This window comes from Brevundimonas sp. GW821-FHT09G01, assembly GCF_059416065.1.
The window spans coordinates 644,843-662,077 of the sequence record NZ_JBWKOL010000001.1 but is presented as its reverse complement, the minus strand read 5'-3'; the positions used below and the strand labels follow the sequence as shown (position 1 = coordinate 662,077).

At 64.0% G+C, this 17,235-nt stretch carries 14 protein-coding genes; 8 read left to right on the top strand and 6 right to left on the bottom strand.

Translation table 11 applies throughout. The features are described from left to right. Positions 1 to 396 precede the first annotated feature (396 nt). From AC07NB_RS03280 to AC07NB_RS03270, 3 genes are all read left to right on the top strand, one after another. Positions 397 to 2,142 (top strand): DUF6119 family protein, encoded by a 1,746-nt coding sequence (locus AC07NB_RS03280; RefSeq protein ID WP_494570898.1) that lies wholly within the window; start codon positions 397 to 399, stop codon positions 2,140 to 2,142. 557 nt (positions 2,143 to 2,699) lie between these two features. Further along, on the top strand, positions 2,700 to 3,344 hold the full coding sequence (locus tag AC07NB_RS03275) for a hypothetical protein (protein ID WP_494570897.1): 645 nt from the start codon (positions 2,700 to 2,702) through the stop codon (positions 3,342 to 3,344). A 143-nt stretch (positions 3,345 to 3,487) separates the two neighbouring features. After that, positions 3,488 to 8,845, top strand: a complete 5,358-nt coding sequence (locus AC07NB_RS03270; protein WP_494570896.1) for a sacsin N-terminal ATP-binding-like domain-containing protein — start codon at positions 3,488 to 3,490, stop codon at positions 8,843 to 8,845. 74 nt (positions 8,846 to 8,919) lie between these two features. Here the strand turns inward: AC07NB_RS03270 and AC07NB_RS03265 are convergent, their stop codons facing one another. After that, positions 8,920 to 9,339: a recombinase family protein gene (locus AC07NB_RS03265; RefSeq protein ID WP_494572556.1), complete on the bottom strand. Its 420-nt coding sequence runs from the start codon at positions 9,337 to 9,339 to the stop codon at positions 8,920 to 8,922. 17 nt (positions 9,340 to 9,356) lie between these two features. Next, positions 9,357 to 9,491 carry a recombinase family protein gene (locus tag AC07NB_RS03260; protein WP_494570894.1) on the bottom strand — a complete coding sequence of 45 codons (135 nt, stop codon included), beginning with the start codon at positions 9,489 to 9,491 and terminating at the stop codon, positions 9,357 to 9,359. A 672-nt stretch (positions 9,492 to 10,163) separates the two neighbouring features. On the opposite strand from AC07NB_RS03260, the gene AC07NB_RS03255 reads away from it, so the two are divergent. From AC07NB_RS03255 to AC07NB_RS03245, 3 genes are read left to right on the top strand one after another with little or no spacing between them, the layout of a single operon-like run. Then, complete coding sequence (locus AC07NB_RS03255) at positions 10,164 to 11,735, top strand: adenylate/guanylate cyclase domain-containing protein (RefSeq protein ID WP_494570893.1); 1,572 nt, start codon at positions 10,164 to 10,166, stop codon at positions 11,733 to 11,735. Next, positions 11,732 to 12,463 (top strand): E2 domain-containing protein, encoded by a 732-nt coding sequence (locus AC07NB_RS03250; protein WP_494570892.1) that lies wholly within the window; start codon positions 11,732 to 11,734, stop codon positions 12,461 to 12,463. The genes AC07NB_RS03255 and AC07NB_RS03250 overlap by 4 nt, the downstream gene beginning before the upstream one ends. Beyond that, positions 12,460 to 13,017: a Pycsar system effector family protein gene (locus AC07NB_RS03245; RefSeq protein WP_494570891.1), complete on the top strand. Its 558-nt coding sequence runs from the start codon at positions 12,460 to 12,462 to the stop codon at positions 13,015 to 13,017. Before AC07NB_RS03250 ends, AC07NB_RS03245 begins: the two co-directional genes overlap by 4 nt. Positions 13,018 to 13,114: 97 nt before the next feature. On the opposite strand, the gene AC07NB_RS03240 is transcribed toward AC07NB_RS03245, so the two are convergent. The 3 genes from AC07NB_RS03240 to AC07NB_RS03230 all read right to left on the bottom strand — a co-directional run bounded on the left by AC07NB_RS03240 (position 13,115) and on the right by AC07NB_RS03230 (position 15,036). After that, positions 13,115 to 13,378 (bottom strand): hypothetical protein, encoded by a 264-nt coding sequence (locus tag AC07NB_RS03240; RefSeq protein WP_494570890.1) that lies wholly within the window; start codon positions 13,376 to 13,378, stop codon positions 13,115 to 13,117. Between the two features lie 294 nt (positions 13,379 to 13,672). Beyond that, positions 13,673 to 14,536, bottom strand: coding sequence for an NAD(P)-dependent oxidoreductase (locus tag AC07NB_RS03235; protein WP_494570889.1), 864 nt, complete (start codon positions 14,534 to 14,536; stop codon positions 13,673 to 13,675). Continuing rightward, positions 14,533 to 15,036: a flavin reductase family protein gene (locus tag AC07NB_RS03230; RefSeq protein WP_492313107.1), complete on the bottom strand. Its 504-nt coding sequence runs from the start codon at positions 15,034 to 15,036 to the stop codon at positions 14,533 to 14,535. Before AC07NB_RS03230 ends, AC07NB_RS03235 begins: the two co-directional genes overlap by 4 nt. Positions 15,037 to 15,163: 127 nt before the next feature. Here AC07NB_RS03230 and AC07NB_RS03225 point away from each other — a divergent pair, with 127 nt between their 5' ends. Beyond that, positions 15,164 to 16,066, top strand: a complete 903-nt coding sequence (locus tag AC07NB_RS03225) for a flagellar motor protein MotB (RefSeq protein WP_492313108.1) — start codon at positions 15,164 to 15,166, stop codon at positions 16,064 to 16,066. A gap of 127 nt (positions 16,067 to 16,193) precedes the next feature. Next, entirely contained in the window at positions 16,194 to 16,979 is a 786-nt protein-coding gene (locus AC07NB_RS03220; protein WP_492313109.1) for an arginyltransferase, read from the top strand. Here AC07NB_RS03220 and AC07NB_RS03215 read toward each other — a convergent pair. Beyond that, a complete protein-coding gene (locus AC07NB_RS03215) occupies positions 16,936 to 17,229 on the bottom strand; it encodes a DUF6958 family protein (protein ID WP_494570888.1) in 294 nt (97 codons plus the stop codon). The two genes, AC07NB_RS03220 and AC07NB_RS03215, sit on opposite strands and share 44 nt — an antisense overlap. Positions 17,230 to 17,235 lie beyond the last annotated feature (6 nt).

Below are 17,235 nucleotides of genomic sequence, written 5' to 3'. Positions count from 1 at the left end.
ATCACTAACCGCGGCACGAGACCGGAATCGGATGATGCGAACGAAGCCCTAGCTGGTGCGAAAGTGCCAGTCTGCGTTGGCGGTTGTACGTCTTGATTTTGGCCCGATCCCAAGGACGGCTTCTGGCGCTCTCCGCTAGCTGGCCAGCGGGACATGAGCGAGTTTGTCCAGGTTTGGACGATATAGATCGCGCGGATCCGCCCATCCTTGTGATCCAGGGCGGTAGTTCGAAGGCGCCGTCCGTTCCAAGCCATCGCCAATGTGGGCCAGCTCGAGCCCACATCCCCCAATCCAAAAATGTCCAGACCGGGCAGGGTCCTTCGGTTCAGAACGGTGGTCATTCAAGTCATGCCGTGCTCTATTGCTACGCTTGGTTGAACTGTCGCGGGAGGCAACTTGGAAAGGGACAGCGCGGATATCGCCCAGATCTCCTTCTACCTCGCCAAGGCTGACGCGACGTTGGAGACCATCGTCGACCCCGAAGCTGCTTTAGCGGCCCGGCAGGCGCTGCGGATTGAAGACTTTGAGGTTGGAGATGCGAAATGTCGCGTCGTCTACTTCGAGACGCTGACCACCAAAACGAATCCGCCCTGGCTGGATTTCCTCAATGACAGGTTGGAGGGCGAAGCGAAGATCGCTTTCCGCTCGGCTAGTCGAAGCGCTAACGGCCTCCTCCTTGTCGAGGTCGAGGGCCGGCTCCTGGCGGCGACGTTCGGTCGGAGCGCCTCATCTTGCCTAGACCGCCGCCGCCTAGTGCTGGATTTTGGCATCAAGACCGCAATGAACCTGTGCGGAAACGAGGCCATCCGGCAGACCAAGACGCAAAGTACAGCGATTACGACTACTCATATCGATCGTCAGGTCGCGAAGCCGTCCGACACCTTCGTCTTCGGGCTCTCGGAGGCGGAGGACCTCAGCTATATCTCGGCGCATCTGAAGGGGAACAAGCGGGTCACCCTGCAAGGCCGGGACAGCCTTACCTACAAGATCATCGGCGAGGAGAAGCTCAGTTGGGACCGCCTGGTCGCTGAGTGCCGTACCTTCATCGCGATGTACGACAGCAAGGAGTACGTCGATCTCTTCCCGAACTACCGCAATCTCCAGCCGGCGACGGACAATCAGCGGGATCGGCTCAACGAAGCCCTGATTATCGCCTTGAGGAGCGGAGACTTCACCAAACTGACGCTGACCGTTCCCGAATTTCTGTCCGACGACGAGTTCAGCTTCGCCTTCTCGAACCGTCCGCAGCGCGACAACCACATCTATGCCTATCTGGATGTCGAGCAGCTCGGCCGGGAGGTGAAGCTGGCCGACATCACCATCGAACGGTTGCAGAAGCGTTGGGTCTACGCCTACTCGGCCGCCGAGGACCGGATTCTCGAGCATCGGAAGTGGCGGCTGTTCAACTGCCTTGGCCATGAGCAGACTCTCGATGGACAATACTTCATCCTGAGTGACGGCCGATGGCTCCGCTTCGACGACGACTTCTACAAGAGTATCGTCGACTTCACCGCCCATCGGCTTCGTATCGAACCGTTCGAGGCGCTCTATGGCGGGATCGACATCAGTGACGACGCCTCCAAGAAGAATCTGGAGGGCAAGTTCAATGAAGAAGTCGTTCGGCGCCGTCCAAGCGCGATCCTGTTCGACCGGGCGAAGCTGAAGATCGGCGCGGGGCGTAAGGACAAGGAATTCTGCGACATTCTCGATCTGACCGACGACGGCATGATGCGCATCGTCAACGTCAAGCAGTTCAAGGATGCTTCCTCGATCAACTACCTATTCGCGCAGTCGAAATTCTACTGCGAAGCCTTCCTTCAGGACGAAGTGTTCCTGTCCGAGATCCGCGGCCATATTGCGGCGAGCGCTTGCGGATCGAGAGACCGCTACCTCGACTATATCAAAGAGACGGTCGAAGCGGTGCGGGGCGAGGCTTACCGCGTCTGTCTCTGGCTGTTGTACCGAGAGCGCGACCCTGCCCCTACAAAAGACGACATCCCGCTCATCTCGCAGTACGAGTTGAAGCTGATGCACGACCATCTCAAACGGATCTGCAAATTCGACGACATCGTCATGCGCTTCGTCCCGGTCGCCACCAAGCAATATACGACGAGCAAGAATCCGAAGCCGAGAGACGGTTGATCACGTCATGATCGATTGAATGCCTGGTTTCTGGCTCCGCCTCGATGTCCGCTGGTGGCGCAGCGCAGATACCAGACGCCCGATCTCAGCCGGACGCGTAAGCTCCCGGAGGGATTGGGCTAGGAACATCGCCATCTGCGGTCAGCGTCCGGTTCGGTCTCTGCTGGCGGCCCGTGGTACATCCGCGCTTCCGCATGTGGCGACAGGAGGACTGGCGGGGTGACTTCCCGACGATCGGCGACATAGCGCGTCGCGGCTGGTCGCTGAGCGTGTCGTAGCCCCGGGCGAGCACCCGGTAGCCTGTGTAGGACGCCAGGAGGACGATCAGTTCACCGTTGCCGCGCCCGCTGAACGCCACGCCCAGATTGGGGGCAAGGGGTAGATCTTCTGGACGAGGGGGCCGGCTCGCCCTCCGCCGTCGTCATCAAGGTGTTCGCCAGGACCACCAGTTCGTTCGCTTGAAGTGACCAGACCAGAGCTGTCATTTCGGAATTTCCTCGGGAGCTTGTACGGAGACGAGCCTGCGACCCGTGGGATCAACAAGGAGTCTCAGGATTATGGAGCTGGAGGAGATCTCTATCGAGGGCGAGGAATATTATGTCGTCCCGGAGGAAGCGTTCGAATTCCTGCCGGAGGAATGGCGGCAACAGTTCCAATCGCTCGCCGCTGACGGCCGCGCTGTCCTCAAATCGGTCGATCCCGAGATTTCTCGATTGAGCCGTTTGGCCAACTCGTTCGCCACCTTGGTGACCCTCAAACATATCAAGGCGCGATTGGCCGGCTACCGGTTCTCGCCCGACCTGGAGTCGATCCTGGAACTCGAGATGCTGACCACGGCATTCGCGGTGACCTATGCACGTCTGTTCCATGGCGGCCGGGCCAGTGGTTTCTCGCGCGCTGATCTACCGGCGCGCCTACGGCCAGTCCATGATGAGATACTTGAGCTTCGCAACAAGCGGTTCGCTCACAACGACGGTCACCCTTCGATCGAGAACGCCATGCACATCGACTTCAACCAGCAGCAGTTCTCGGTACGCTTTGGTCTCCAGCTGGGGTTCTACGTCGGCGGGGCCAAGCCGTGGCACGACCTGGTGAATCATCTGGACGAAGCGGTCGTCGACCGTCTTGAAAAGCTCACCGGACGCCTGAAGGCGAGAACGGGCTATGACTGGACCTTTGCGACAGGGCCCGAGTCCGCCTGAAACACTACGGAAAGGGGGCCGATTGCACTTGCTGTCAGGCAGGCGACCCCAGCGCTGTGCCAATTCTCGCGTTCGGCTGGACGCGTCCGTGAAGCTCGTGACAACTTGTGGTCCTGCCGCAGCGGGCGCTCGGAGCGATGCAAGTGACCGAAGAACTCATCGCAGTCTCTGAGGATGTTTCCGTCGAACCGACGGCTCCAGTCACGACCGAAAGCGCGTCGCGCTACGTACAGGGCATTTTTGACCGGGAACTTGGGTTGACGCTGCATGGCGTCGAGGTCGGCTCCAGCCGCGACGACGCGATGCGCGAACTGACCAATACCACAGCCACCCTCTATGCCGACCGCGTCCTGCGCGAGTTGATCCAGAACGCCTACGACGGAACGCTGGGAGCCAAAGACCCGCGGATCGTTCTGCGTCTGGACGAGCGCCAAGGCGAGTTTGGCGCGCTCTATGTCGCCAATGACGGAGCCGGCTTCGGCTTTGACAACGTTGACGCTGTCACCAACGCCGCGCTGAGCAACAAGCGACCGGGAAACTTTATCGGCCATAAGGGGCTGGGGTTCCGGAGCGTCCTTCTTCTGTCCGACCATCCCGAAATCTATTCAGCGGGAGCCGCCAGGCCGGGGGACCGCTTCGACGGGTTCCGCTTTCGCTTCGCCCGCCCGGACGATGAGCACGAATGGCTCCAGGTCCGGGGACGGATCGACATGGCGGGCGGCGTGGTCGGCCGCACGCACACCCTCCAGCTTCCTGTGGCATTGTACGACGAGCCGGATGACGTGTCGGCGTTCGCCCGTGAAGGCTTCGCCACTGTCATCAAGCTTCCACTTCGCGACGCGTTCGCGCTGGAGCGCGCGCGCAATGAACTCACGACCTTGTTAGAAGAGGCGACCCCGCTTGCTCTGTTCCTGGAACGCCTTGCGTCCCTGTCCATCGAGCGGGTGTCGGAGGACGGCGCGGCCCAGAAGCGGGACACCTCGCGCAAACCGACCCCCTGCGAGTTGAAGGATCCGAGCGGGATCATCACCCTGACTGAGGTTCATATCGATCGACGGCGCTATCTCCATGCCCGGATGACCGCGCCGCCCGCACGATTTTTCAAGGCGATTGAAGAGGCGATCGCCAAACGTCATCCGGTCGAGAAGTGGCGCGAATGGAAGGGGCCCGCGGTCGTGTCCGTCGCGCTTCCGCTTACCGGCGACGCCAAGCCCGGCGTCTATTACGCCTTCTTGCCGACCACCAAGGCGTCGCCGTTCAACGGGTTCGTCGACGCGCCCTTTTTTCCCAATCCCGATCGACAAGACATCGCGCTCGACAATCCACTGAACAGCCTTCTCATGGATGTCGCTGCGGAGCTGTGCGTCAGGTTGTCGGAGTTGCTGGCGCAGCTAAACGACACCCAGGCCGATCGGTGCCAGGCTGCGGTCGACGCGCTGGCCTGGCGGGGCGACCCTGACCGCTTGGCGGCTGCAGCCGAACGCCTCGACATCTCCGTGGGCGGATTGAAGCTCCCGGCGCTCCGGCGTCCCACGACGGAAGCGCGTTGGGCGCGGTTCGACGAGATACTAGACTGGGATGACGCGGCCTGGAAGTTGATCGATGGCGCGCGACTGGTCCGTGTGTGCGACGTGCCCATGCTGAGACGGTCGTTGGGCACCGAACGGACTGCAGCCCTAACCGAGATGTTCGAGGCGGTCGATTATGGCCTCGAAGCCCAGCCGGAGGTCTGGTCAGAGTGGGCGCCGAAGTTGTGTCTGGATCTTGCGCGGCGCAGCAAGACCACGCGTCGCGACTGGGAGGGATTCTATTCCGATCTCAGTCGGATGCCGGACGTACTGCCGCATTTGCAGGGGACCGTCATCTTCCGGACGGCGGATGGAACGATCGCACCGGCCAACGCGGAGGGGCAGGAAACCCAAATCTTCGTCAATGCAGATTTAGGAGACGAGGGGATCGCTTCGCGTCGTCTGACTGGAGCGCGGCGCGCCGTCATGCCCCCCGGGGGCATGGCCAAACGTATGAAGCTGGCCGATCCAAGCCTTTCCTGGCCGCGCCCGGTGGTGGACGCGTTGGTCACAGCAGGCCTCGTCAACGAGTACAATGTTCCCAAGCTGTTGGCGCAGTCCGGCGCCCTGCTCGGCAAGAAACCCCAGAAGCAGACTGTCATCGCCGCCTTGGGTTGGGCGTTCGCTCTTTGGAAGGACCATCGGTCGATCCCCGCAGATGAAGCGCTGAAACTGTCGGATCTCATGGTGCCCCTGGCCTCGGGCAAGCTCGTCAGAGCCGCGGCGGCCCGCTTCTCCAGCGGCTGGCGCGACACCCAAGGCGATCTCCTTGCGGATTTCTGCCGGGAAGGCGGAGCGGTATCCGCCGGCGTGGCCAATCTGGCGGCCTCCCTGTTGCCCGAATGGGAGGCCTGGCCTCTCAAGGATCGCGGAACAGCCGCAGAGTGGGTGACCTTTCTCCGATTGGTCGGCGTCGGCGATGGGCTGATGGTCGTCTACCATCCATTCACCCCTCAAGGACCGTCCTTCTGGTGGCTGCTGAAGCAGGCGGATGGACAGCCTATCGCATTGGAGCGTCGGGTCGGGCCGGAATGGCGGCGGGAGCTTTCGACCGTTCCACAGCAAGGCTTTGCGTACCAAAGCAATCTCTACGATCCGGGCCAGACGTTGGTCGCCCTCCCGGGGCAGGGAGATTACGGCGACATGCCGGACGCCGCGAGACTCGCCTATGCGCGATTGATCGTGCGCCACCTCGAGACCATGCCGGTGTCGCGGTGGAAAACAACGTTGCTTCGGCAGGGCGGCAACTACGACAGGGTGCTGTACTCCAGCCCCCTCAAGGCCTTTTTGACCCAAGCCGCGTGGTTGCCCCTGGCGAGGGGGGACGACATCGTTTGGACGAAGCCGGCGGACGCCTGGTTCGCGCCCAAGTCTGATCCTCTGCCTCGTTTTGTTAGACGGATCGAGCAGAGCGTCCGGGACGTGATCGAGACCCTTCCGGCGGTGCGAAAATCCCTCGTGGAGGTCTTGGGTCTCAGGCTCTGGAATGAACCGGCCTCGGCGACCGCGCGCGTTCAAGCGCTCGGCGACTTCCTTCGAGAGGGGATCAACGACGCGGATCACGACCAGTTCAAGAAGGAGTATCGTGACGCCTGGCAGGACTATCTGGCGGGCGTCTCAGCGCGGCCTCTGGGGGGGCGGCTTGTTCTGCCGGTCGACGTAGGCGGCCGGCTCACGGCGCTTTCGACCAGTCGTGACGACGTCGACCGACCTACGATATTCGTAGGGGAAGCAGCTGGCGGAGGTCTCGAGCAGTTGGTCGGCGCGCTGGGCCACCCCGTGGTCACCGCGCCGATCGACAAGTCCGACGATGTGGTCCAGGCGCTCGGGGGTGCGGTCGGCGGATCGTTCCGACGTGTCGATGACGCCGGTGTCGCGATTTTCGCGGATGGCCAAGCCCTGGTTGACCTGGGCTCGGCTCCACTTCTGATCGAGCCGGGCCGCGAATGGCTCGCCGAAATATTCGTTCTCGTCTTGGAGCAGGCCGGCGGTTTCAGCAGCCGCAACACTCCGCGGGTGCGACAGAGCCTGTACGACGATCTCAAAAAGGTTCGGGTCTACAAGTCGACGTCGCTCGAGGTCGAGGTGGACGGCATTCGAGGTGCTATACCGCCGTCGCTCCAGGGCGTGATCCCGATACCGGACGACGCGGCACCCGCGGTCGCGCTAACCGCCGCGCCGGGCGACATCACCTGGGGGGATCTGACCCGCACCGCCCAGGCCATCGCCTTGGCCATCGGGAGAGGTCACTTGAAGGTGAACTTCCGGGCTGTGATCCTGGCGCTGGCCGAAGGACGTCATTCTGACCCGCTCGAGGCACCGGAGGACCAGGACGTCGCGCACGCCCTGATGATGTCGCTTGAGCGTGTTCAGGAGCTTCAGCGCTCCCTTCGATCGACCAACCGGCGGCTCATTGAATGGCTGGCTCCGATCGTTCACGCGCTCTACGGCGCAAAGGCCGCTGACGCCCTGATCGCCCGGTCCGATGTTTTGTTCGAGGATCATGATGTTCTGAGGACCCTGACCGGTGCCGGCGTCAGCCAGGTCGAAGCGGAATCGATCCTGAAGATCTGCCGCGATGTCGACAGTCTCGACAGCGCCCGGCGCCGCCTGAACATCGATTTCGCCTCCTTCAATCGCAGCCTTTCGAGCCTCGGCGCTGGCTGGGCGCCGATTTCATTCGAAGCCCGTCTCAGGAGTCAGTTCGACGCGCGCCTTAACGAGCGGCGTCCCGTCCTGGAGGCACTTGTCCGGGATGCTTATCTGAAGGCGTATGACGCCGGATCGCCGCTTTCGGACTATCTGACGGCCAAGACGCTCTCATGGGCGACCTTCGATGAGCAATGGATTGAACGCCTTGACAATCTGGCGGCTGAGCTGATCGACGAACGGATCGAGGACCAAGCCGGTCAGACCCTGCCGCCTGGGGCTGCGGCGACCCTTGAGCCCATGGATGACTTGCGGCGGCGGGCGCGCGAAGTTCTGGCCGCGGAAATCGAAGCCGTTCGACGCATTGTCCGGATTTGGGTCAATCGCAACCCGACCGCCGTTCTGCCGGCCGTCTGGAGCGAGCCTGCAGACCAGATCATTCGAATATGTCTAGCCTCCGGCGTCTTCGACTTCCGGGCCGTTGGTGCGGTGGAGCTGCCGGTCGCCTTGCGCCGGGCGGGGCTCTGGCCGGCTGGGATGCCCGACAGTCTGTCGATAGACGCCTTGGGCATCAAGGCCGCCGACCTCGAGGACGAGCGCCAGAAGGAAGCCCAGCGGGTTCTCGAAGCTCAGAAACGGCGTCGCACCATCGCGTTCGGAGCCACCGACATCGATGGGGGCAGCGAGACATGTTTGACGGAAGTGTCACAGGCCCTGGACGCCATCGTCGGGTCATCGGCGTTCTGGAAGCGATCCGGACCGGCGGTTCTGCGACCGGTGGCCGCCCCCGCTCGATCCGGACGGTCGTCGGGCCGGCGCACCTCCGGCAGGGACCCGGAATATATGACCGACGAGCAGAGGAACCTTCTCGGCTTCGCCGGCGAATTCGCAGCTTACCATTATCTCAGGCGGGCGGCACCAAGCTTTGCGGATGAACATTGGGTTTCGTCATTAGGACGGCGCTATCTGGGCCTGGCACCGATGGCCGATGACGACGGGGCGGATTTTTACATTCCCCGATCGCGGATTCCGCTCTTCTACGAAGTCAAGGCGCACACAGGCGATCCGGGCTATGTCGACCTCGGGCCTACCCAGGTCGCGCGGGCGGCGGAGTTCGCCAATGATCGACAGGGACGCTGGCGAATCCTCTACGTGACCCACGTCAGCAACCCCGCCCTCGTGACGGTCCACGAACTCGACAATCCGTTCTCCACCCGAGCCCAATCGTCTTATCGGCAGGCGAGCGGACAAGGAGTCCGCTTTTACATGGACCGCGAACCCTAGTTCAGGCCGAGCGGCCCGTAGAGGCAAGTGTCGCGACGGCCCCTCTCGATAGGCGGCAAGAGGGGGGGCTCTTTTTACTGAGGGGCTGCGTCTGTGTTGTCCCTGGCCAACGCTCGATAGAGCGTGCTGCGCGAGACACCCAACGACGAGGCGATCCCTTCCATAGTCTGGTCAGGGTGGTTCAGGAGGAGTCGGGCCTGCGCGATCTGTCGACCCGTGAGCGCAGGCTTGCGGCCACCCTTACGGCCGCGCGCCCGGGCAGCAGTAAGACCTGCCATGGTCCGCTCGCGAATGAGATCCCGCTCCATTTCCGCAAGCGCCGCCATCATGTGGAAGAAAAACCGCCCAGCGGGAGTCGTGGTATCGATAGCGTCGGTGAGGCTGCGGAAGGCGACACCGCGCGTTTTCAACTCGGAGATCAGGTCGACCAGTTGGCGAACGGTGCGACCGAGCCGGTCCAGCTTCCATACGGTGAGCGTGTCGCCCTCACGCAAGTAACCGAGAGCTTCCGTCAAACCCCGACGCCGCCTCGGGCGCCCGGGGCGGCGTCGGTGAAGATCTGGCCGCAGCCGACAGCCTTCAGGGCGTCGGTCTGCAGATCAACGGTCTGATCCATCGTCGAAACGCGGGCATAGCCGACCATCATGTCGCAAAACTCATCGAAGGAGTGATTTGCGGCACATAGAATCAGCGACAGGGTTTCGACACAAGCGCCATACGATTTCATCGACCAAGCGGAGAGGAGAGGGCGGTTGTTTCAGAAACGATCGTTTGTGCGACATGTTTGGGCGCTGCAGATCGCGTCGATGCCTGCATCAGTTCAATCAGGCAGCCGAAGATGCGGACCTCTCCTTGCGATCGCCAGCAGTGCCAAAGCCGGGAGCGGGCTTGAGGCCCAGTTCGTCGTCCGGCGCGGCAAAGATCTGGTTGTCCACAGTTCAATTCCGAAGACGAAATCCGAGCGCTGGATATTCCCGGATTGCGAATCGCCCACGAATCACAGCATGAGGTTCACCGACGCGATATACATGCGTTATCCCCAGAGGAACCACTAGATGTGGGGCCTTGTGGATAACTCCGCCCAGATTTGGGCCTCAATTTGACTTCGCGTTTTTCCTGCCGCAGATCATGATCAGCGACGCCTCGTTAACGAACGAAGCCGCCGGGTGGCGACCCGACGGCTTCACATTCGAGAACGAGGACCTGGCCATCCATTGCCTGGCTGCCGGGGCTTCGCCTGGACGAACACTGCGGTTAGAATCCGCAGCCGGTCGAATGTCAAGCTGGGCGGTTCACCCCCGTAAGGGATTGCCGTCCTATGTCTTGGTCACATCAGACCGCGCTTGCTCGCATTCAGAAACACCAGCAGTCCGTCCCGCAGACGGACATCACCGTCGAGAGTTTCACCGACTTCTTGGCCGATCGGCGTCGGATGGCCGAGGTCGCGCACCGTCTCGGAACGACGCCGGAGCCGATCTGGCGGGTCGGCCGCAATCGGGCGGTGACCACCCACGCGGTGCACGTCTACGCCAATCTCATGGATTTCAACGATGCCCTCCTCGAGGCCGGGCGGGAGACGGAAGCCAGCCACGAACGGGCCCTGCAGCTTCTGCATCTCCACTACGGGGCCTGCGACGCCCTGATCGAGACGTTTGATGTTCAACGCGTCGATTTCCACGGGTCTCGCCTTCATGCCGTGGTCCTGACCCCGGCCGGCCCGGAACGGGAAGCCGAACGGATCGCGAAGGCTCTGGCTTTCAGCGCCGCCCTGATCCAGATGGTCGACCAAGCCGGTCGACGATATGGCGACGACTTGCGGACGCGGGTGCGCATCGGCATCGACAGCGGCGCGGCGGTGGCGATCAACAGCGGGACCCGCGGCGAGCCGGACCCGCTCTTCGTCGGGTCGCCCGCCAATCACGCCGCGCATCTGGCGGACGGCGATGAGCCGGGAATCTACGTCAGCGAGCGGATCGAACGGGCGCGCCGGATGGGACAGCCCCTTGCGTCGGCGGGGACCTACCGTCTCCGTGACGACGTTGTGGCCAGCGCCTTCCAAGGCTCGATCGACGTCCGCGGCGCCGAGCTGGGCGGCGTCGGCCGGTTCGACCGCGCCTTCGCCCAGTTCGTCGCCGACCGCGACGCGATGAAGGCGACGGCTGGCGGGCCGCGACCGGCCAGCTTCGCCTTCCACTATCGAGCACCGCCGCTGCGCACCCTGGATTTCGCGGACCATCCGCCGAGCCGGGCGATCCGCATGCCGGTTGTGTCCGTCTTCGCCGACATCGCCGGCTACACGCGCTACGTCGATGAGGCCATCCGCACCGGCCGCGTTGCCGAGGCCGTAGCGAACCTCTACATCCTGCGCGCTGAGATGGCCGACGTCCTCCAGAAGGATTTCGGCGGTCGCAAGATCCGCTTCATCGGCGACTGCCTCCACGGCCTAATCGCGGAAGGTGACGCCCGCCAGACCCATTCCAGGGACTCCGTCCGTCAGGCGGTTCTCGCGGCTGGCGGCATCCGGTCGTCCTTCGAACTCTGCCTGAAGCTGCTTCCGGGCCTTGGCAATCTCGAGGGCGTGGCCATTGGAATTGAGCTGGGGCAGACGCCGATCTGCCGGATTGGTCTGGCGGGTGACGCGAGCGTCCGGTGTTCCGCGAGCAAGGCCACATGTCTGTCCGAAGCGATCCAGCAGGAGTGCAGCGGTCATGAGACCGCCATCGGCGATCGCGCCTTCGCTGAGGGCGATGCGCGCGTCCGTCACCTGTTCGGGGACGCGCATTGCGTCCCGGGCCTGACCTATGAGGCGGCTGAGGCTCAGCTGGCGGGCGTGTCGTCGCCGGCGGTAGTGTCTCACCAGCCTCCGATGGAGGCGCACAGCCGGTCATGAGCGCGCTCGACTTCCTTGAGGCGATCCGTCCGGACTGGTTCCGCTTCAGCGAGCGGACGAACTTCGGCCTCGCGGGGTCGGCTCATTTGGGCGCATGGGCTGACAGCGGCCTGCGGCTCCACATCAGCGACGAGAAAGAGCCGCGCGCCCGCGAGGCCACCGTGGGTCATCTGCTCCCTCACGCCTGTTCCGAGCGGCATATCGAGTTTGATGGCCGGTTCTGTCTCGGGCTGAACCGGCCGGGGATCGCGTCACGGAGACAGGCTCGTCTCTGGTGGACGCATCTGGAAGCCTTCGTCCGGTGTCAATCCGCGGCCGCGGCGACCGGCGTCTGGCCGCTGGGCCACGGTCTCGATCATGGGGACGCGGGCGAGTACCATCGGCGAGCGCTTCGCCTTTCGGAGTCGCTCGGGATCGCCGAAGCCTATCTGGACGCATGGCTCGGTCAGCCGTCGTGGATCAGCGGGGAAGGCCTTCTGGCGATCGGCGACACGGCCGGGCGCGCAAAGGTGACGGGTCCGCGCCCGCGAAAGCCGAAAGTGTTCGGCGGGCGGCGCGCCCGATTGAAGTTGCTGGAACTGGTCATCCTTGAGCGGGCGCGCCGCCGGCGCGTCGAAGAGTTCTGGAAGCGGGCGAAGCAGTCTGGACGGACGTGCTGCGGCACGATGCGGAACTGTCGCCTCGAACGGGTGATGCCCGACGGCACCGGCAAGGAGATCGCGGCATGAAGGCCGGAGACACCAAGGCCCTTGAGCCAATCCTGCTGACGAACCTGACGCGGGCGATCGACTTCGTGAAGTTCGGCGAGGCCAAGAACGCCGCCCTGCTCACATTCGCTTCCGCCTGGCTTCTCGGCTCGGCGAACCTGGTGATGAACCCGGCCGCGCGGGCTATTCCCCAGATCCTATGGGGTGTGATCTTCGGTGCGCCCTTCCTCGGTGTCGCGGCCTTCTTTGCGGTCCTGTCCTTCTTGCCGCGCGACAGCCTGAAGAGCTTTCTGCGCAGGGACCCGGACGCGACAAATCTCATGTTCTTCGGTCACCTTGGAGCCTTGGAGCCTAAAGAGGGGTTTAAGCATATAGCGGATCGCTACCTGGACCGCACAGGCCGCGGGGAGTTGACCGAGGCCTATCTGTGTGACCTCGGCTGTCAGATTGTCGTCAATAGCAAGATCGCCAGCTGGAAGTTCGGCTTGTTTCGGAAGGGTGTCTTCGCGCTCCTGCTCGGACTCCTTATCTATTTCTTCAACGCCGTCCTTCTCGTCCTCGATCGAGGGTTCTGAGCGACCTCGAATGACCAACGGAGTGCCCAGCCTCGCTGCGCACCACAAGCTCGGATCAGAAGGTGAGGGGCCTATTGCCCAACGCTCACTCCGATGATCAGTCGCAACTGCTCGAAGCCGAACTATCGCCGCCAGCTGAGCTGTCCGAGTTGCAGGACGACGAGGTGTCCGCGGTAACGGCCGAAAGCACGGCTACCGATTGCATCGCGTCATCAGCAAGTTCGCTGTCGATTTGCGCTGGCCGATGCCGATCCTCCGGCTTGGGCATCGGCCAAAACATGACGAGCAACGCTAGAAGCAAGGTGGTGACGACCGCTACGGTCACAATCAAACCGAGGAACTCAAGAACCGAGAACGTCATAGGGCCCAACTTCGCAATCTGCCATCGCGAAGGATGGTGCCTGACTGCTTCGATGTCATTTGGAGAAAGACTCTGACGCAACGCGGCAACCAATTGTGAGGCAGAATTGGAAACCAATCGAAACGGCGGTCAATTGTGGGCCGCTACACCAGCAGCGGAATAGCGAGGGCGACTCTTTTATCGCCTAAGATATATTATGCGAAATAAGAGCTGAAATTTCAGATCGATTTGAGGCATTCCGTCGATTTCACAAGGCTCTAGCTGAAAATTTGCAGAAGCCGTCTCAGCGGATTCTTACCGCGCGCGATCCTGCAGGCGGGCTGCGAGGCTCGAGGTGTCCCAGCGGGCGCCGCCCAGGGACTGAACTTCGGAATAAAATTGATCGACCAGCGCGGTCAGCGCCAGGTGGCTGCCGTTGGCGCGGGCTTCGTCCAGGACCAGGCCCAGATCCTTGCGCATCCAGTCGACGGCGAAGCCGAACTCGAACTCGCCCCTGGCCATGGTCTTCCAGCGGTTGTCCATCTGCCAGGACTGCGCTGCGCCCTTGGATACGGCGTCATAGACGGCGTCGGTGTCGAGGCCCGCGCGCTCGGCGAAATGCACCGCCTCGGCCAGGCCCTGGACGACGCCGGCGATGCAAATCTGGTTGACCATCTTGGTTAACTGGCCCGCGCCGGACGGCCCCATGTGCTTGACCGCCTTCGAATAGGCCATCAGCGTCGGCTCGACCCGCGACAGGGCCCCGGCGTCGCCGCCCGCCATGACGCTGAGCTGGCCGTTCTCGGCGCCCGCCTGGCCGCCGGATACCGGGGCGTCGATGAAGAAGGCCCCCTGCCCCGCCGCCAGGTCCGACATCTCGCGCGCCACCTTCGCCGAGGTCGTAGTGTGGTCGACGATCACCGCGCCCCTGGCCAGATGCGGCAGGGCTTCCGTCACGACCTGGCGCACGTCGTCGTCGTTGCCGACACACAGCACGAACAGTTCTGCGCCGACCGCGGCCTCCGCCACCGTGGCGGCGAAGGCGCCGCCATGGGCGTCCGCCCAGGTCCGGGCCTTGTCCGGGGAACGGTTGTAGCCCGCCACCGCATGGCCCGCGGCGACCAGATGGCGCGCCATCGGTCCGCCCATGACGCCCAGGCCTGCGAAACCGGTCTTCATTCGTCCACTCCAAGGGATCCGTAGCGACCGCGCCAGAAGGTCAGGGCGTCGCCGTCCGAGGCGGAAAAGGCCTCGACCCGGCCGATGACGACCATGTGGTCGCCCATCTGGATGCGGTCATGCACGGTGCATTCGAACCGGGCCAGCGCCTCGGGCAGGCACGGCGGGCCGTCCAGGCGGCGTTCGAACTCGCCGGGCTCCAGCAGGGCCACGCCCCGGGCGAAGCGCGCGGCCGTCTCTCGGTCCGTGGCGGGCAGGATGTGAACGGCGAATCGCTCGGCGGCGGCGAACACCGGCCAGCGTTCCGACCGCTCGTCGATGCACCACAGCAGCAGGCGCGGCTCCAGCGACACCGAGGTGAAGGAGTTGATGGTCAGGCCCAGCGGCCCTTGGGGGCTGTCGGCGGTGACCACGCAGACGCCGGTGGCGAACGCGCCCAGCGCCCGGCGATAGGCCAGGGTCTCGTCGGTCGGGTGTTCCGGAGGCGGTTCAAGCGTCACGTCCCCGACCTAGGGGGCCGCGCCCGGCAAAACAAGCGCCGTCTGAGCAAGGCGCCGTATGGGAAACGTCGCCTTAACCCTGTTGCTTCAAACCTCGATCAGTTTCGCCGGTTGAGGCCCGTATTCCATGTCCATGAGCGATCGTCCGATCCTCATCAAGAAGATCAAGAAGGGTGGCCACGGCGGCCACCACGGCGGCGCGTGGAAAGTCGCCTACGCCGACTTCGTGACCGCGATGATGGCCTTCTTCCTGCTGATGTGGCTGATCAATACGACCGATCCGGAGCAGAAGCGCGGCATCGCCGAATACTTCGCTCCCGCCAGCGTGTCGGCGACGACCTCGGGCTCGGGCGGCATCCTGGGAGGAACCTCGCTGGGCGACGACGGCGCCAAGTCGTCGGGGTCCAACTCGGTCATCACCCAGCTGGCGCCGGAAGCGCCGCAGGATCCGGCCGAACAGGCGGGGCAAAGCTCGGATCTGACGGGCGCCAGCGAGGCGCAGCTGCGCGAGGAGATCGCCCGCCGAGAGGCCGCCGACTTCGCCTCGGCCGCCGAATCCCTGCGTCAGGCCATGCAGTCGATGCCGGAGCTGGCCGAGCTGTCGAAACAGCTGATCATCGACCAGACGCCGGAGGGCCTGCGCATCCAGCTGGTCGATCAGGAAGGCCGCTCGATGTTCGAGCAGAACTCCTCGCGCCCGAACGCCCGCGCCCAGGTCCTGCTGCGCGCCATCGCCCGGGTCATCAACCAGCTGCCCAACCGGATCTCCATCACCGGCCACACCTCGGCGGCGCCGGGGTCGAACCGGGCGACCGGCCCGAACGACTGGACCCTGTCGGCCGAGCGGGCCAACGCCTCGCGGCTGGTGCTGCAGGCGGCGGGCGTCGATCCGGACCGCGTCTACCAGGTCTCGGGCAAAGCGGGTTCGGACCCCCTCTATCCCGACGATCCGACCCTGGCGGGCAACCGCCGGATCGCCATCGTGCTGCTGCGCGAGGCGCCGGTCCTGCCCACGGACACCAGCCTGTGACCGCCCGCCCGTCACGACCGGTTCGGGTGACGGGCGAACGGGCTTGCGCTGCGCTGCAACACGGGGCCAAATCCCGTCATGGACAGGTCGCCCGAATTCGGACCGGATTGGATGCGGACCTAGACGCGTGACCCGGTTCGTTCCCCAGCGCCAGCTTCGCTTCTACATGACCTCGGTCGCGCCGTGCCCCTATCTGCCGGGCCAGACCGAGCGGAAGGTGTTCGCCAACCTGCCGTTCAGCGAGGGCGCCCACGTCAATGACGAGCTGACCCAGGCCGGTTTCCGCCGCAGTCAGAACATCGCCTACCGCCCCGCCTGTGAGACCTGCGACGCCTGTGTCTCCGTGCGCGTGCCGGTCGCCGAGTTCGCCTTCTCCCGCTCGCAGCGGCGGGTGCTGAAACGCAACGAGAGCCTGTCGCGCGATCTCGTCGAGGCCGAGGCCACGGCCGAACAGTTCGATCTGCTGCGCCGCTACCTCGCCGCCCGCCATTCCGAGGGCGGCATGAACGGCATGGGCTGGGCCGACTATGTGGCCATGGTCGAGGATACGGCCGTGCGCACCCATGTGATCGAGTACCGGGCGCCCTCCTCCGACGGCGGGCCGGGCGATCTGGTCGGCGTCTGCCTGACCGACCTGCTCTCCGACGGCTTGTCGATGGTCTACAGCTTCTTCGATCCGATGCTGGAGGACCGTAGTCCGGGCCGGTTCGCCATCCTGGATCACATCCGGCAGGCGGCGTCCGTGGGCCTGCCGTACGTCTATCTCGGCTACTGGGTCCGCGGGTCGCAGAAGATGGACTACAAGGCCGGCTTCCGGCCGATGGAACAGCTGACCCGGCTGGGTTGGGAACGGCTGACCGACGAAGCGGTCAGGCCTTCCGAAGGCGGACCGGGGAACGATCACCCCGCCTGATGACGCCCTTGGCTTCCAGGTCCAACTGAACGCATTTCGCCCACCAGCCCGCCGTGGCCCCGCCGGGGAACAAATCCTGCGGCAGGTCGCCCTTCAGCGAGGAAAGGATATCCGCCGGCGTCGCCCCGGGTTCGCTGGGCGGCACGGCTTTCAGATAGGCGGCCCGCATCGCCTCGTACTTGTCGGCGTCCACGGACTGGACCGAGCCGGGGCTGGTGAAATTCTCGACCTCGATCTTCCGCTTCGCCATCGGCGG

What these genes read in the sequence shown, in the direction of transcription:
- AC07NB_RS03275 (WP_494570897.1), top strand. Translation starts at nt 2,700, where the DNA reads ATGGAGCTGGAGGAGATCTCTATCGAGGGCGAGGAATATTATGTCGTC.
- AC07NB_RS03260 (WP_494570894.1), bottom strand. Translation starts at nt 9,491, where the DNA reads ATGATGGTCGGCTATGCCCGCGTTTCGACGATGGATCAGACCGTTGAT.
- AC07NB_RS03255 (WP_494570893.1), top strand. Translation starts at nt 10,164, where the DNA reads ATGTCTTGGTCACATCAGACCGCGCTTGCTCGCATTCAGAAACACCAG.
- AC07NB_RS03250 (WP_494570892.1), top strand. Translation starts at nt 11,732, where the DNA reads ATGAGCGCGCTCGACTTCCTTGAGGCGATCCGTCCGGACTGGTTCCGC.
- AC07NB_RS03245 (WP_494570891.1), top strand. Translation starts at nt 12,460, where the DNA reads ATGAAGGCCGGAGACACCAAGGCCCTTGAGCCAATCCTGCTGACGAAC.
- AC07NB_RS03240 (WP_494570890.1), bottom strand. Translation starts at nt 13,378, where the DNA reads ATGACGTTCTCGGTTCTTGAGTTCCTCGGTTTGATTGTGACCGTAGCG.
- AC07NB_RS03235 (WP_494570889.1), bottom strand. Translation starts at nt 14,536, where the DNA reads ATGAAGACCGGTTTCGCAGGCCTGGGCGTCATGGGCGGACCGATGGCG.
- AC07NB_RS03225 (WP_492313108.1), top strand. Translation starts at nt 15,164, where the DNA reads ATGTCCATGAGCGATCGTCCGATCCTCATCAAGAAGATCAAGAAGGGT.
- AC07NB_RS03215 (WP_494570888.1), bottom strand. Translation starts at nt 17,229, where the DNA reads ATGGCGAAGCGGAAGATCGAGGTCGAGAATTTCACCAGCCCCGGCTCG.